Raw genomic sequence first — 15,500 nt, 5'->3', positions numbered from 1 at the left:
ATTGCTGAAGCTTGTTTCGGCAGCAAAATGTAACATATTAACGATCCATCAAACAATACCTGTTCATGGAAAAGCAAATGTTACTTTATCCCTCGATACAGCTGGAATGACTGAAGAAATTAATACATTACTTTCGAAGCTAAACCGTTTAGAGTTTGTTTTGAATGTTGAAGTATTGAGTTCAGGTGCATAAAACCAGTTGGGCTTATAGACACGTATTTCATATGTACAACACATTAAAGACTACTTAATATAAATTTATATATATAATAGGAGAGGGGATACTTGTGGTACTGTCAATTGGCTATTTAGGACCAAAAGCGTCATTTACAGACCTAGCAGTTTCTAAGCTTTTTTCACCTGTAGAAAGAATACCGTTTCACACGATACCAGAGTGTATCGACGCAGTAAGTCATGGTGACGTAGAATTAAGTGTAGTACCTCTAGAAAATGCATTAGAGGGATCTGTCAATTTAACCGTTGATTATCTAATTCATGAACAAACTGTTCCAATAGTAGGTGAAATAGTAGCTCCCATAAAGCAGCATTTAATGGTACATCCAGATCATCAAAAAGAATGGCAAGCTGTTGAACGAGTATTTTCACACTCTCACGCTATTGCACAGTGCCATAAATTCTTGCATAAGCATTTAAAAGGTGTTACACATGACTACACTACTTCTACTAGTGCAGCTGCAAAGTATGTTAGGGAGCACAAAGGTGAAAAAGTAGCTGCGATTGCTAATGAATTAGCTGCATTGGAATATGGATTATCGATCGTCCGTGAAAACATTCATGATTATCAAAATAATCACACAAGGTTTGTCGTGTTGCATAAAGGTAATAAACAACTTCATACTAGTAAAAAAGTTTCAGGCTATAAAACCACCTTAATGATCTCTCTGCCATTAGATGATCAATCTGGTGCACTACACCAAGTCCTTTCAGCTTTTGCATGGAGGAAATTGAACTTATCAAAAATAGAATCTAGACCAATGAAGACCGGTCTAGGCAATTATTTTTTTCTTATTGATATAGAAAAAGAAATGGATGATGTGCTAATACCAGGTGCAATTGCTGAACTGGAAGCTCTAGGTTGCTCTGTAAACATATTAGGAAGCTATCCATACTTTCATATTTAAGCAGTTAAGGATGCATTATTCTTTAGACATAGTCTTTCAAATAGTTACAAGATGTGAAAAATATGCTATAAAAATGTAAGTATGTGTGAGTATAAAAACACCAATCGAAGTGAAAAAATGGCGCCATAATCTACCAAGTCCCAGCTTATCATAGACTTAAGCACCTTCCACATTTGAAGCTGTCTAGCTTCAGACGTTTTCGGCTCTGTCACTTCACTAAAAAATGTAAAGGCAGAGAACGCCTTTACATTTTTTTGCTTCTAGCTGTCGCCGATGAGCAAGCACCTTCCGCTATTCAAACTGTCTAGCTATAGCGCCTATCCCCTCGAGGTCACTTCAGCAAAAAAGTAAAGGCAAAAGACACCTTTACATTTTTTTGCTTCCAGTGCTTGTCGGTGATGACCGAGGCACTTCCGCTTTTCAAGCTGTCTAGCTAGAGGTGCTAACGGCTCGAGGTCATAAGTCAATCCAACAAGAAGGTTAAAAAACAACCTTCTAGTTCGATCGTCTTATGCTTGTCGCCAATGAGCAAGCACCTTCCGCTTTTCTTTGTTACTAGGCTAAGAATTCAGCTTTTTTTAACGCTTCACAGGCTGCGTCAAGTTTAGTTATATCATTAGCCTCTAATGTATGCATATGAATACCATCAGTTAGTTCAGAGAGCAATGGAGCATTCGTCGTAGTTAATTTTTTGAGAAATTGTTTGACCTCATTTCGATTACTAACCATGACAGATGCAGTTAAATCACCATATACCGGGTGTTCAATTGTCACATCTTTTACTGTAACACCAAGATCAACAAGTAACGTGAGTTCTCTTTCTGTTTGTTCAGGGGTGTGACGACAAACAACAATTCGGGAATATAGTTGTTTTTGTTGTTGCTGTACATATAAATATCCTTGACTAGTTGCCAAAATTGGTTCATGTCGTGCTTTTAATAAAGAAATATCTTGTACAATGACCTGCCTACTTACTTTTGTCCGTCTTGAGAGTTCTCCTCCAGTAACTGGACCATGACTTTCTTTTAGCCACTTTAATATAAGATTCCTTCTCGTTTCACCAAATATTTTCTGTTCGTTACCCATTTTATACCTCCTTATTAACTGTTTTTTTGAAACTGTTGATCAAGTTTGTCTAAAACTGAGATGAATTTATTAATATCAGAAATTGTTGTGTATTTTCCGAAAGATAACCGTACGTATTGTTTGGCTTCCTCTTTGGATTTTCCTATGGCAAGCATAGTTTTTGAAGGCTCTTGCATACCAACTTTACATGCACTTCCAGTAGATATAGCGATGCCGAAACGGTTACATTCAAGCATAGTATATTGACCTTCAATACCTTCAATAATGATAGCAACGATATGCTGTAGCTGATCTTGAGGATGACCAATAACTTCGACAGTTCTGTTAAGTGCATGTAATTCAGAAATCAGGCTTTGTCTTAATGTAGCAAAATGATCGATATCATTATCTATATTACGACAGGATATTTGTGCAGCAGCAACAAATGAAGCAATTCCTGGTACGTTTATAGTGCCAGGCCTAAAGCCATTCTCGTGAGTTGAATGAGGATATTGTGCTCTCCATTCTACTCCAGGGTGAATATATACTGCCCCAACACCTTTTGGTCCATATATTTTGTGACTTGAGATAGAAATACTATCAAGGTTAAATTTCTGTACATCAATTGGAATCTTTCCAAATGTTTGAATGCAGTCACTATGAAAAAGAACATGATGTTCTTTTAGTAGTGCCCCTATTTTTGCTAAGGGTTGAACCGTTCCAATTTCTGAATTAGCATGTTGAATAGAGGCTAAAATTGTATTTGGTGTTATTTCACTTTTCAATTGTTTTAAATCTATTTGACCGTGTTGATTAACTGTTAAGTATGTTACGTTAAACCCTTCTAACTCCAATTGTCGGAATACGTTTAATACAGATGAATGCTCAACTTCAGTAGTAATAAGATGATTGCCTTTATGGCGATGAGCTTCTATAAGTGATTTGATGGCAAGAAAGTTACTCTCTGTACCTCCACTAGTAAAAAAAATACCATTCTTCTTACCATTAAACAATTTTCCTAATTCAGCTCTACAAGCCTCTAAGACTTCATTTGACCTACTACCATAATCATGTAAACTATTAGCATTTCCAAAAATGTTTGTAGATGTATGCTCATAAACCTGCATTGCTTCACTACATATAGGTGTTGTAGCAGCATAGTCTAGATAAATCATCATTTGCACCTCTTTATGAAAAAAAGTAAATATCTCTTGTCTTTAGTTTAAATATATGTCAATATAGGTGTCAAGACAGTTGTAATCTAGGGGGCGGAAATATGCCTAAAGTAGATGTAATTATTATTGGTAGTGGCATATCGGCATTAGTTGCTGCAGAACGTTTATGTAAGCATAAAAATGTGATAGTTATCACAAAGTCCACGAAACATGATAATAATTCATCTTTAGCACAAGGCGGGGTTGCTTGTGTAGTTGATGAAAATGATCATTGGATGGCACATTATTATGATACAGTTATAGCCGGACGTAATCATAATAATGAGCATTCTGTTAAGCTTCTTGTTCAACAAGGACCTTTTTATATACAACAATTGATTGAAAATGGTATGCAGTTTGATAGAAGCGCTAGTAATCATCTGCAACTTGGTAAAGAAGGGGCTCATCGAGCATCGCGAATCCTTCACGCTGGGGGAGATGCTACAGGAAGACGACTGATGACCTATTTACACAATCGGATTAAAGATAAAGTTACCATCATTGAGGATGAGATGGCTATAGATTTACTCGTGACCAATGATGTGTGCACTGGAGTTATCACTAGAGATAGCAAAGGCCAAACAACGAAATATTATGCTGTACACACGGTGCTAGCAACAGGTGGCTGCGGTGGGATGTACAGTAGAACTTCGAATAATGATTCTGTTACTGGCGACGGCTTAGCGATGGCATTTCGTGCAGGTGCGCAGCTCGTTGATTTAGAATTTATTCAGTTTCATCCAACGATGTTATATGCGGATGGGATTGTAGGTGGTCTAGTATCTGAAGCTGTACGTGGTGAAGGGGCTACATTGGTCACAAAAGAAGGCAGAAAAATAATGGAAGGTGTACATGAGTTAGGCGATCTTGCACCTCGAGATGTTGTTTCACGAGTCATCTACTCGGAAATGAATAAAGGTGAAGAAATATTTTTAGATATATCCACAATTGATAATTTTAATAAGAGATTTCCAACAATAACCAAACTCTGTCAAGAACAGCAAATAGATCTTAACGATAAATTTATTCCAGTCGTACCAGGAGCTCATTTCCTTATGGGGGGCATAAGGACAGACCATCAAGGTAAAACGTCTATTAAAGGCTTATATGCTGTAGGTGAAACAGCTTGTACAGGAGTACATGGTGCTAATCGATTAGCAAGTAATTCATTGTTAGAAGGAATTGTATTTTCACAGCTCTTATCGGACTATATTTTACAATCAAACTTAAATTTAAAAAATATTAACCATCTAAAAAAACGAGACCAAATTGGACAGTATTCAACGGATCTTCCTACTAAGCAACAAATACAAGCTGTGATGATGCAAAATGTAGGTATTGTTCGAGATGAAAACAGCTTGTTTGATGCAAAAACATGGTTTGAACAATATCTAATGAATGATAAAAAATATGTTGATTTATCTCAATTGACTAATGAACAAGTTACCATCATTAATATGGTGACGGTAGGTTGGTTAATTTCATCATCAGCTCTGTTAAGAACAGAAAGTCGAGGAGGACATTATCGTACTGATTATCCGAGTGAAGATGATCTAGGTTGGTTAGGAGAAGAAATAATTAGACATAAATATGAAGCATCTACTTATGCAGTAAGTAACAGGAGATGACAGTATGAACAAAATTAAGTTACGGAAAGACATTGAGCAATTTTTTTTAGAAGACATTGGTGAGAGAGATGTAACATCTGAAACAATCTTTCCTACTCATCAACAAGGCATAGCAAAAATGATAGCTAAAGGTGATGGGCTTTTTTGCGGAGAAGACATTATTAAAGAGGGCTATCAAATACTTGATTCCAATATTGCTGTAGAGACACATAAGACCGATGGTGATATAGTAGCTGCTGGTGATGTTATTGCAACCATTGAAGGCTCGATACAAAATATTCTCATTGGTGAGCGTGTGATATTAAACTTAATACAACGGATGAGCGGCATTGCAACACTCACTAATGAAGTAGTTAAGCAATTAAACAGTGATCATACGAGGATATGCGATACAAGAAAAACGACACCAGGATTACGTATGTTTGAAAAATATGCTGTTTCTTGTGGAGGTGGATATAATCATCGTATAGGTCTTTATGATGGTGTAATGATTAAAGATAATCATATAGCCTTTTGTGGATCAATTACAAAGGCTGTAACAGCCGTTAGACAGCAAGTAGGTCATATGGTAAAAATTGAGGTAGAAACGGAGACTGAAGAACAAGTAATAGAAGCAGTGAAAGCAAAGGCTGATGTTATTATGTTTGATAATTGTACGCCGGAAGCAATTAAAAAATATGTTTCTTTAGTGCCCACAAGTATAATTACAGAAGCATCAGGAGGAATCAATCTTGAAAGCTTACCGTTATACAGAGATACTGGTGTAGATTATATATCCTTAGGAATGCTTACACATTCTGTCAAGGCTTTAGATATTAGCATGAGAGTTAAATAACAGGAAGGGGAGAACTGAAATTGAACGTACTAGATTTAATTCAAAGTGAAAAACATCAAGGATTGCCTGAGCGATATCGAGAATTATCAACAGAAGAAATGGTCAGACGTGTGTCGGAAATAAAGGAGAATTTCGGTAATAAGTTGTATATTCCAGGCCACCATTATCAGAAAGATGAAGTTATTCAATTCGCAGACACGACAGGTGATTCACTCCAACTAGCACAAGTTTCAGCTGCAAATAAAGAAGCTGAATATATTGTGTTTTGTGGAGTGCATTTTATGGCTGAAACAGCAGATATATTGACCGACCACAATCAAAAAGTAATCTTGCCAGATATGCGCGCAGGATGCTCGATGGCAGATATGGCAAACCTTGAACAAACTGAGCGCGGTTTTAGCAAGATGAAAGCCGAATTTGGGGATACAATTTTACCTTTAACATATGTCAATTCAACAGCTGAAATTAAGGCATTTGTTGGAAGAAACGGTGGTGCTACGGTCACATCTTCAAATGCGAAAAAAATGCTTGAATGGGCATTTACACAAAAAGAAAGAATTTTATTTTTGCCTGACCAGCACTTAGGAAGAAATACTGCCTACGATTTAGGAATTCCTTTAGAACAAATGGCTGTTTGGAATCCAATCTCTGATAGCTTCGAATATGAAGGTGACTTAGAAGATGTAAAGGTGATTTTATGGAAAGGGCATTGTTCTGTCCATGAAAATTTCACTGTTGAGAATATTAAAGAAATACGCGCCACTAAACCTGATATGAATATTATTGTTCACCCTGAATGTAGTCGTGAAGTTGTTGAATTATCAGATGATGCAGGCTCAACTAAATATATTATAGAAACAATTTCTAAAGCGGAAGCTGGAAGTAAGTGGGCAATCGGCACAGAGATGAACTTAGTTAATCGCATAATTAACGATCATCCTGATAAAGAAATTATATCGTTAAATCCGGCAATGTGTCCTTGTTTAACTATGAATCGTATAGATTTACCGCATCTACTTTGGGCATTAGAAGAGCTTGAAAAGGGCAATGTTCATAATCAAATTATTGTCCCAGAACAAGTTGCAGAAGATTCATTGAAGGCGTTAGAAAGAATGCTTGCAAGGGCATGATATAAGTTAAATCACGCTTTATAAACTATGTCGCAACTCAAGAAATAGTTAATATAGATATTGTTATTAATTTCCTTTCTTAATTAGGAAAACATGTCAATGACTTTAGCATTGTATGTAGAATTATTTCTTTGAATGAAGGCTTATATTCAATGCGCAAACAGCCTTTATTAAATATGAATTAATAAGAAGACTCCTGGTATGTTCTCAGGAGTTTTTTTGTAGCTGTTATACATAATTTAAGTTCATACAGCATATGTTTTGGTGAAGAATAGTGGCAAAATGCCTAAGTTCACATACACTGTAAAGACTGATTTGTGAGGAGGGAGCCTAATAGTGAAAATCCACATTGTCCAAAAAGGTGATACATTATGGAAAATTGCTCAAAAATATGGAGTTGATTTTACAGAATTAAAAAATATGAATACACAATTAAGTAACCCGGATATGATTTTGCCTGGGATGAAAATTAAAGTACCTACTGGGAATGTTCATGTAAAAAAAGAAGCGGCTATTAACAATAATGTAAAAAAAGAAGCAAAAGTAAACGTAGTATCGAATGTCGAAGCTGAAGTGGAAGAGCCAATTATTAATCAGCCACAAAAACCTTTGCCTGTCATGGCAGAAGAGAAAAAGGAAGAAGTTAAACCGGTAGAAAAAACTCAGAACAAAGCATTAATGGCGGAAGAAAACAAAGTACCATATGTTCCTCCAATGAAGCAAAAGCATACACCCTACTATCCTGAAATAGATGTGAATAACTATTATACAATGAATATGCCGATTGTAAATCAACAACCTGCAGTTGCACCTGCACCTGAATATCCAGAAAAGCCTAGTAATGTTTTACCTGGTATGATGAAACCGGAAGAGGTAGAAGCTGAAGATGTGATGGAGGAGAAAATAGAAATGCCAAAGATGCCACCAATGCCACAATATTACCCACCTACACCACAATATGTCGCTCCAGCATACGGATATCAGCCAACACCACCTCCTAACTTTTATCCACAAGCAGTAAGCCCGATGATGATGCCAGAAATGGAAGAAGAAACAATGAAAGCTAATGTTATGCCTATGGAAGAAGAAATGGTAATGAAGCAAAACCAAAATATCGCACCTATATCAAATGTAATGCCTAGTGTTGAGAAACCTCCAATGGGGGTCTCACCAGCAAACGCACCACAAGCACCATATATGATGCAACCTGCACCATATTGTGTACCGATTACACCTATTCAGCCAGGGTACGGATTTGGCTATGAACCTTATTCAATGCAACCTGCACCGGAGGGAGTATCTCCTGAAGCGCTAAGCCCAGATGAAGAAATAGATAATAAGGAAAGTGTGATGTCTTATGAAAATGCGCCTACCATTCCAGAGCAAGCAGGGGTAATGCCATACGCTAATCAACAACCTTATGGTGTTAACCCAATGGTGCAACCACAGGCATATAATAATCATCAATCACACCATAGGGTGGCACCATATCAGTATTATTATCCATCAGCTCCACCGTATCAACCTGTTTATCCAATGCCACATTACGATAATGAAGACAATTAAAGCAAATGTCATACTTACTTTCTTTGGTGTCAATTATAAGCCAACAGCAAGATGAGTAATATATAAACTTGTTGTTGGCTTGGCTTATGATGTAATTCAAAAGTCTTGAACATTTGAGAAAAGAATCGGAACCTATGCTTTTTGTTTTGTATGAGGGAGTATAATTATGCGGATAAATGATGAAAACAACAAATTGTACATTTATCAATGAGGGGGCATAAAGCCTTCTTTTTTTAGTTAGCATACGATTGACTGTTACTTACCGTAAACCATATATTTGTTACAATCGTAGCAACTTGCTGTTAAAGACTATGACACTGTATATGCAAAGTTGTTACTTTTTAGAATAGAGCAGTTACAACTAATGAGCTCAATACCCGTGCTCGTCTTCGAATGACTACGTGATATGCAGTAGTAAATAATTACAACTATTTAGTGTGAAATGCGCGAGTTGCTATGCACCAAATGCAGGCTTATTGGTAAACTGATGAAAATGAGATTACCGATAAATATATATAATGCGAAGCAATTTCTGAAAAAAGATCGTCAAATTCATCGCTCTTATTAAAAATGAGAGCTTGCGGCTGCCTCTCCAAAACTGTAAGCAGTTACCGTCGGAGTTTTAGTATAACCTTCATGCTTAAATGCCAACATAATGATGAACATCAATCTTTTTTAGATGATGTTCACACATGATGACGCACAGAATGGTATGGGGGGATAAACGTTGCGGAAATCTGTATTTTCGATATCAGGATCGCTATTACTTGTTGGAGTGCTAGCAGCTTGTAATACAACTGCTAAAGAAGAAGCACTTGAATATAACGAACGGACAAGGCCAATTGGATATTATTCAAATGAAAATATAAACCATAATCGGTATAACCAAAATACTGGTAATGCTTATATGATGAATGATAATGATGGTGCGATAACAGAATTTATGGATAGAAACGTTACAAATAACAAAAGGAATATTGCTTATAAAAAAAGTACAAATTATAACAATGCTCCAATGCGTTTTCCAGCAACAGTTAACCGCGAGCCACTTGCAGATCAATCAGGGTATAATTACCATGGACACTTAAATAACTTAACAACACCGGCAAGGTCATCATATTACACCAATTATGAAGGAAGACTTGCTGAAGATATTTCACGAAAAGCAGAAACTATTCCAAATGTAAGGGCAGCACGTACGTTAGTTCGTGGAAATGATGTTATTGTTGCCTGTGATACTACAGGAAATCAAAGAGAAGTTATTAATGATGTCCAGCGATCAATCGGTACACTTGCTAATGGAAAAAATGTGAAGGTTGTAACAGATACGGGAACACTTTCATTAATTCGTCAAATAGATAACGATATCCGAAACGGTGGACCTCGAGAAACAATTAATAAATCAATTAACGATTTGTTTGAAGGTTCAATAAACACACGTATGAGATAAAAAAGTACAAGAGGGTCTGAACTCCCAATACATATACTATGTATATGTATTGGGTTTCTGACCCTTTTGTTTTGGATGCTATGCGGCATATTTTCAATGTAGATTAAAAATGTTATTAAATGGTCAGAATAATATTGTAGCACTTGATTTTAGAGGTGATGATAATGAGACTGTTTAGTAAAATTTTGATATCAAGTATGATTTTTTCCATTTTTGGTTTGCTAGCTTCAGTTATAGCTACAGGAAATGATATGAGATTACATTCTACGAATGACAAAAGAAATGCTGATTCGGACGTTTACGAAGTTTCTGGTCCGTTATATAAAAAGGTCATTCTTGAAAGAATCTATTTAGATGGTGAAGTAAGTGAAGAAATTGTAAATGAAACGATTTGGTCAATGGAAGACTTTTGGGCGCTATACGCTGACTGGCAACTAGTTGAACAAAATGACGAACAAATTGTTTTTATGCGCCATATTGAAGATATTTCGCCTTTATTGAAGGCAAATGGTTACTTCGGTATTAATGATAATGGTGTATTGATGATTTTTGAAGGAAAACCAGCAGGTGGGAGTCGAGTCATTCAATCTTTTTATCAAATTGATATAGGTAAACTTGAAAGTCACCAACATGAGTTATTAAAACGAGGTATTCCTGTTGAATCAAAGGATAAATATAATCAAGTCATTGAAGCGTTTAAGCACTTTCAAGCTAGTATACCATAATTGCCTGTAACAAATGGATATATTTGTAAGTTGATTAGAGAACCTTGTCACTTCTTCCCTAAAAAATGTTTTTTAACAGTGACTTCAATTAACATATTCTTTCTTGTACAAGATTTTGCTTCATTGTGAATAAAGTATGGTAAAATGATGTACAGCAAAGATGAGGAGAGAGAAAGTTGATTGAATTTGTCAAAGGGAGTATTCAATATATAAACCCAGAATATATTGTTATTGAAAATAATGGGATTGGTTATGAGATTCAAACACCAAACCCTTATGTTTTTCACGTGCAAAGTGAGGAAACTATCTATACATATCAGTACGTTCGTGAAGATGTTCTAGCTTTATACGGATTTCAAACTAGAGAAGAAAAAGCATTATTTCGCAAACTTTTACAAGTCTCTGGAATTGGTCCAAAAGGAGCACTTGCAATCTTAGCTGCTGGACAGCCAGTACAGGTTGTCCAAGCAATTGAACAAGAAGATGAAAAGTTTTTAGTGAAATTTCCAGGAGTAGGGAAAAAAACTGCTAGACAAATGATTCTTGATTTAAAAGGTAAACTTGAGGACTTAGTAGCAGTGCCAAATTTATTTTCTTCAGATGATAGTATAGAAGAACAAGAGAATGGACCACAGGCACTACTTGAAGCGATAGAAGCGCTAAAAGTTCTCGGTTATGCAGAAAGAGAAATTAATAAGGTGAAAAAACATTTACTTGAAGAACAGCTTACGACTGATCAGTATATTAAAAAAGCATTACAAAGGCTATTAACGTAGGAGGCTTGAAGCGATGGAGGAGCGCCTTGTTTGTAGTGAAGCAGATATTGATGATGTATCATTAGAGCAGAGTTTACGTCCACAAACTTTAAAGCAGTATATAGGTCAAGAAAAGGTTAAGGAGAACTTAGAAATATTTATTGAAGCAGCAAAGCAGCGTCAAGAAACATTAGATCATGTATTACTATATGGTCCACCAGGACTTGGGAAAACAACGTTAGCAACGATTATTGCTAATGAAATGAATGTGAACATTAGAACAACTTCAGGTCCTGCAATTGAACGTCCCGGTGATTTAGCAGCGATATTAACATCTTTAGAGCCTGGTGATGTTCTTTTTATTGATGAAATTCATCGTCTACCAAGAACAATAGAGGAAGTTTTATACCCAGCTATGGAAGATTTTTGCATTGATATAGTAATAGGAAAAGGAGAAAGTTCACGATCTGTTAGATTAGATCTCCCCCCATTTACTTTGGTTGGTGCAACGACGAGAGCAGGTTCATTATCAGCTCCTCTTCGTGATCGGTTCGGTGTTTTGAGTAGATTGGAATATTATAATGAAAAGCAGCTCACGACAATTGTTGAAAGGACTGCTGATATTGTCTCCGTAAATATTGACCTTCAGGCTGCAGTAGAAATAGCAAGGAGATCACGGGGAACACCAAGAATAGCAAACCGCTTACTTAGACGTGTGAGAGATTTTGCTCAAGTACGTGGTGATGGAGATATTACAAATGACAATGCTATTAAGTCGCTAGAATTATTACAAGTTGATCGATTAGGATTAGATCATATTGATCACAAACTATTAAAAGGAATAATAGAAAAATTTCGTGGAGGACCTGTGGGCCTTGAAACCATTGCGGCTACGATAGGGGAAGAAGCACAAACTATTGAAGATGTATATGAACCATATTTATTGCAAATGGGTTTTATACAACGTACTCCTAGGGGAAGAATGGTAACGAACCTCGTTTACGATCATTTCGGTATGGAGGTGCCAAACATTTGACAGGAATACCGAAAGTTGTGATGATAGTGGGTGCGGTAATTTTTATCATTGGATTTTTGATGCAATTTATTTCTTTTGGTAAATTGCCTGGTGATATGGTTATTAAAAAAGGTAACTCGACGATTTATTTTCCGATTGTAACATCAATTATTCTTAGCGTATTATTAACTCTCATACTATTTGTCATAAACCGTCTGAAATAATTCGATTCTTATCAAGTTTATAAAATTGATTGAAGATGTATTAAAAATGTATCAAACCTGAAAAAGAGAACAACACTTATGAGGTGACAGCATTGAAAGTAGACTTATTTGATTTTGATTTACCTGAACAATTAATTGCTCAAACACCGCTTGAGAATCGTGAAGCATCAAGATTAATGGTGTTAGATAAACAAACTGGTGAGATCAACAATCAACAATTTGAAAATATTATATCCTTCCTCAATGAAGGTGATTGTCTCGTCTTAAATGACACGAAAGTACTACCCGCCCGTTTATTTGGTGAAAAAGAAGATACTGGTGCGAAAATAGAAGTGTTGCTATTGAAGCAACAAAATAACGATGAATGGGAAACATTAGTTAAACCTGCAAAAAGAGTAAAAGAAGGAACCATCATTTTATTCGGCGATGGGCGATTAAAAGCGGAATGCACGCATACTAGTGAACAAGGAGGGAGAACTTTAAAGTTTACGTATGACGGTATATTTGTAGAGGTGCTAGACTCTCTAGGGGAAATGCCATTACCTCCATATATAAAAGAACAGCTTGAAGATCGTGAGCGCTATCAAACAGTATTTGCACGTGAAATAGGATCAGCTGCTGCTCCAACTGCAGGGCTCCATTTTACTGAGCAAATATTAACAAAACTTCGTAATAAAGGTGTGCACATTGCTTTTATTACACTTCATGTTGGATTAGGTACTTTTCGACCTGTAAGTGTTGAAACAATTGAAGAGCATGATATGCATGCTGAATATTATCAAATGACAGAGGGTACAGCAAAATTGTTAAATGATGTGCGAAACAGTGGAGGAAAGATCGTAGCAGTTGGGACAACTACAACTCGGACGTTAGAAACAATTGCAAGAGACAATCATGGAAAATTTACCTCTTGTAGTGGTTGGACTGATATATTTATATTCCCTGGGTACAAATTCAAGGCAATAGATGCAATGTTAACAAATTTTCATTTACCAAAATCTACACTCATTATGCTTGTTAGTGCTTTAGCAGGAAGAGAAAATATATTAAGAGCCTACAACTTGGCAGTGAAAAAAAGTTATCGCTTTTTTAGTTTTGGTGATGCAATGTTAATTAAGTAACACTGTAAATACAACTACGCTTGTGTATATAAGAAATACAGAAATACCTTATAGGAAAGGATTAATTTATGACAGCAATTACTTACGAACATATTAAAACTTGCAAACAAACAGGTGCTCGTTTAGGTAGAGTACATACTCCTCATGGCTCATTTGAAACACCTGTATTTATGCCAGTCGGAACGTTAGCAACAGTAAAAACGATGTCCCCTGAGGATTTGAAGGAAATGGGTGCTGGTATCATTCTTAGTAATACTTATCATCTTTGGTTACGTCCAGGACATGATATTGTTAAGGAAGCAGGTGGCTTACACCAATTTATGAATTGGGATAGAGCAATACTAACAGATTCAGGAGGCTTTCAAGTATTTAGCTTAAGTGACTTCAGGCGCATTGAAGAAGAAGGTGTCCATTTTCGTCATCATTTGAATGGCGATAAGCTGTTCTTGTCACCAGAAAAAGCAATGGAAATTCAAAATGCACTCGGTTCAGATATCATGATGGCTTTTGATGAATGTCCTCCATACCCTGCTGAATTTGATTATATGAAAAAATCAGTAGAGCGTACGAGCCGTTGGGCAGAGCGTTGTTTAACAGCTCACAATAGACCTCATGATCAAGGGCTGTTTGGTATTGTTCAAGGTGGAGAGTATGAGGAACTTCGTAAACAAAGTGCGGCAGACCTTGTCTCATTAGACTTTCCTGGTTATGCTGTCGGTGGTTTATCGGTTGGTGAACCAAAAGATGTTATGAATCGAGTGTTGGAATTTACAACACCATTATTGCCTTCTAATAAACCGCGATATTTAATGGGGGTAGGGTCTCCAGACGCTTTAATAGATGGTGCTATTAGGGGTATTGATATGTTTGATTGTGTGTTACCTACACGCATAGCTCGGAATGGGACCTTGATGACTAGTAAAGGGCGTCTCGTTGTGAAAAATGCAAAATATGCTCGAGACTTTAATCCTTTAGATGAGAATTGTGATTGCTATACGTGTAAAAATTATTCGCGAGCTTATATTCGACATTTGTTAAAATGTAATGAAACGTTCGGAATTAGATTAACGTCTTATCATAACCTTTATTTTCTGTTAAAATTGATGGAGCAGGTCAGACAAGCGATACGTGAGGATCGTCTTGGAGACTTCCGAGAGGAGTTTTTTGATCGCTACGGTTTCAATAAACCAAATGCCAAACAATTTTAGCTTAAGAGGTTTTGTTCATAAGGCAATGACTTTTGAGCATTTACATAAAAGGGGGTGAAAAAATGGAAGGGATTTTAAGTTTCTTGCCCTTGCTGTTAATGTTTGTAATCTTTTACTTCATTCTTATTCGACCACAACAAAAGAGGCAAAAAGCTGTTCAGCAAATGCAAAATGAACTAAAAAAAGGTGATAAAATCATCACAATAGGTGGTTTACACGCAATCGTTGATTCAATTGATGAGAACAAGATAATCCTCACAGCAGGAGATGGGGCTCGTCTTACATACGATCGTCAAGCTGTCAGAGAATTAGTATCTGAATAACGTATGTAGAGGTTGACTATATTGAACTGCCCCCTGTCTAGTAGACAGCGGAAATAATAAAAAGTCACTTAAGCGGCTTTAGCTCTATATTCCATAGGG

The 15,500-nt window shown here is 36.4% G+C and carries 15 protein-coding genes and 1 pseudogene; 14 read left to right on the top strand and 2 right to left on the bottom strand.

Annotation, left to right across the window (positions count from 1 at the left end; all coding sequences use genetic code 11):
• Positions 1-193, top strand: a pseudogene (locus JM172_RS07175) (ACT domain-containing protein); the annotation flags it as partial.
• 100 nt (positions 194-293) lie between these two features.
• Positions 294-1,142, top strand: coding sequence for a prephenate dehydratase (gene pheA / locus JM172_RS07170; RefSeq protein ID WP_214481685.1), 849 nt, complete (start codon positions 294-296; stop codon positions 1,140-1,142).
• 555 nt (positions 1,143-1,697) lie between these two features.
• Here the strand turns inward: pheA and JM172_RS07165 are convergent.
• Complete coding sequence (locus JM172_RS07165) at positions 1,698-2,228, bottom strand: transcription repressor NadR (protein ID WP_214481454.1); 531 nt, start codon at positions 2,226-2,228, stop codon at positions 1,698-1,700.
• A gap of 14 nt (positions 2,229-2,242) precedes the next feature.
• On the bottom strand, positions 2,243-3,382 hold the full coding sequence (locus JM172_RS07160) for an IscS subfamily cysteine desulfurase (RefSeq protein WP_214481452.1): 1,140 nt from the start codon (positions 3,380-3,382) through the stop codon (positions 2,243-2,245).
• Between the two features lie 101 nt (positions 3,383-3,483).
• On the opposite strand from JM172_RS07160, the gene nadB reads away from it, so the two are divergent.
• The 12 genes from nadB to yajC all read left to right on the top strand — a co-directional run bounded on the left by nadB (position 3,484) and on the right by yajC (position 15,401).
• Positions 3,484-5,049 carry an L-aspartate oxidase gene (gene nadB / locus JM172_RS07155; protein ID WP_214481450.1) on the top strand — a complete coding sequence of 522 codons (1,566 nt, stop codon included), beginning with the start codon at positions 3,484-3,486 and terminating at the stop codon, positions 5,047-5,049.
• 4 nt (positions 5,050-5,053) lie between these two features.
• Complete coding sequence (gene nadC / locus JM172_RS07150; RefSeq protein ID WP_214481448.1) at positions 5,054-5,884, top strand: carboxylating nicotinate-nucleotide diphosphorylase; 831 nt, start codon at positions 5,054-5,056, stop codon at positions 5,882-5,884.
• Between the two features lie 20 nt (positions 5,885-5,904).
• Positions 5,905-7,014 (top strand): quinolinate synthase NadA, encoded by a 1,110-nt coding sequence (nadA, locus tag JM172_RS07145; protein WP_214481447.1) that lies wholly within the window; start codon positions 5,905-5,907, stop codon positions 7,012-7,014.
• A 336-nt stretch (positions 7,015-7,350) separates the two neighbouring features.
• On the top strand, positions 7,351-8,580 hold the full coding sequence (safA, locus tag JM172_RS07140; RefSeq protein ID WP_214481445.1) for a SafA/ExsA family spore coat assembly protein: 1,230 nt from the start codon (positions 7,351-7,353) through the stop codon (positions 8,578-8,580).
• Positions 8,581-9,307: 727 nt separating this feature from the next.
• Complete coding sequence (locus JM172_RS07135) at positions 9,308-10,030, top strand: YhcN/YlaJ family sporulation lipoprotein (protein WP_214481444.1); 723 nt, start codon at positions 9,308-9,310, stop codon at positions 10,028-10,030.
• 197 nt (positions 10,031-10,227) lie between these two features.
• Positions 10,228-10,755: an intercompartmental signaling factor BofC gene (locus JM172_RS07130; protein WP_214481441.1), complete on the top strand. Its 528-nt coding sequence runs from the start codon at positions 10,228-10,230 to the stop codon at positions 10,753-10,755.
• Between the two features lie 176 nt (positions 10,756-10,931).
• On the top strand, positions 10,932-11,531 hold the full coding sequence (ruvA, locus tag JM172_RS07125) for a Holliday junction branch migration protein RuvA (protein ID WP_214481439.1): 600 nt from the start codon (positions 10,932-10,934) through the stop codon (positions 11,529-11,531).
• Positions 11,532-11,544: 13 nt separating this feature from the next.
• Positions 11,545-12,546 carry a Holliday junction branch migration DNA helicase RuvB gene (ruvB, locus tag JM172_RS07120; RefSeq protein ID WP_214481438.1) on the top strand — a complete coding sequence of 334 codons (1,002 nt, stop codon included), beginning with the start codon at positions 11,545-11,547 and terminating at the stop codon, positions 12,544-12,546.
• Complete coding sequence (locus tag JM172_RS07115; RefSeq protein WP_214481436.1) at positions 12,543-12,749, top strand: DUF2905 domain-containing protein; 207 nt, start codon at positions 12,543-12,545, stop codon at positions 12,747-12,749. The genes ruvB and JM172_RS07115 overlap by 4 nt, the downstream gene beginning before the upstream one ends.
• 92 nt (positions 12,750-12,841) lie before the next feature.
• Positions 12,842-13,870, top strand: a complete 1,029-nt coding sequence (gene queA, locus JM172_RS07110; RefSeq protein ID WP_214481435.1) for a tRNA preQ1(34) S-adenosylmethionine ribosyltransferase-isomerase QueA — start codon at positions 12,842-12,844, stop codon at positions 13,868-13,870.
• 68 nt (positions 13,871-13,938) lie between these two features.
• Entirely contained in the window at positions 13,939-15,078 is a 1,140-nt protein-coding gene (gene tgt / locus JM172_RS07105) for a tRNA guanosine(34) transglycosylase Tgt (RefSeq protein WP_214481434.1), read from the top strand.
• 62 nt (positions 15,079-15,140) lie between these two features.
• The gene (gene yajC, locus JM172_RS07100) at positions 15,141-15,401 is read left to right on the top strand and encodes a preprotein translocase subunit YajC (RefSeq protein WP_214481433.1); all 261 of its coding nucleotides are present in this window, start codon (positions 15,141-15,143) and stop codon (positions 15,399-15,401) included.
• Positions 15,402-15,500 lie beyond the last annotated feature (99 nt).

Origin of the sequence: Bacillus sp. SM2101, from assembly GCF_018588585.1 — a bacterium.
Classification (GTDB): Bacteria; Bacillota; Bacilli; order Bacillales; family SM2101; genus Nanhaiella; species Nanhaiella sioensis.
This window is presented reverse-complemented; position numbering and strand designations above follow the sequence as displayed.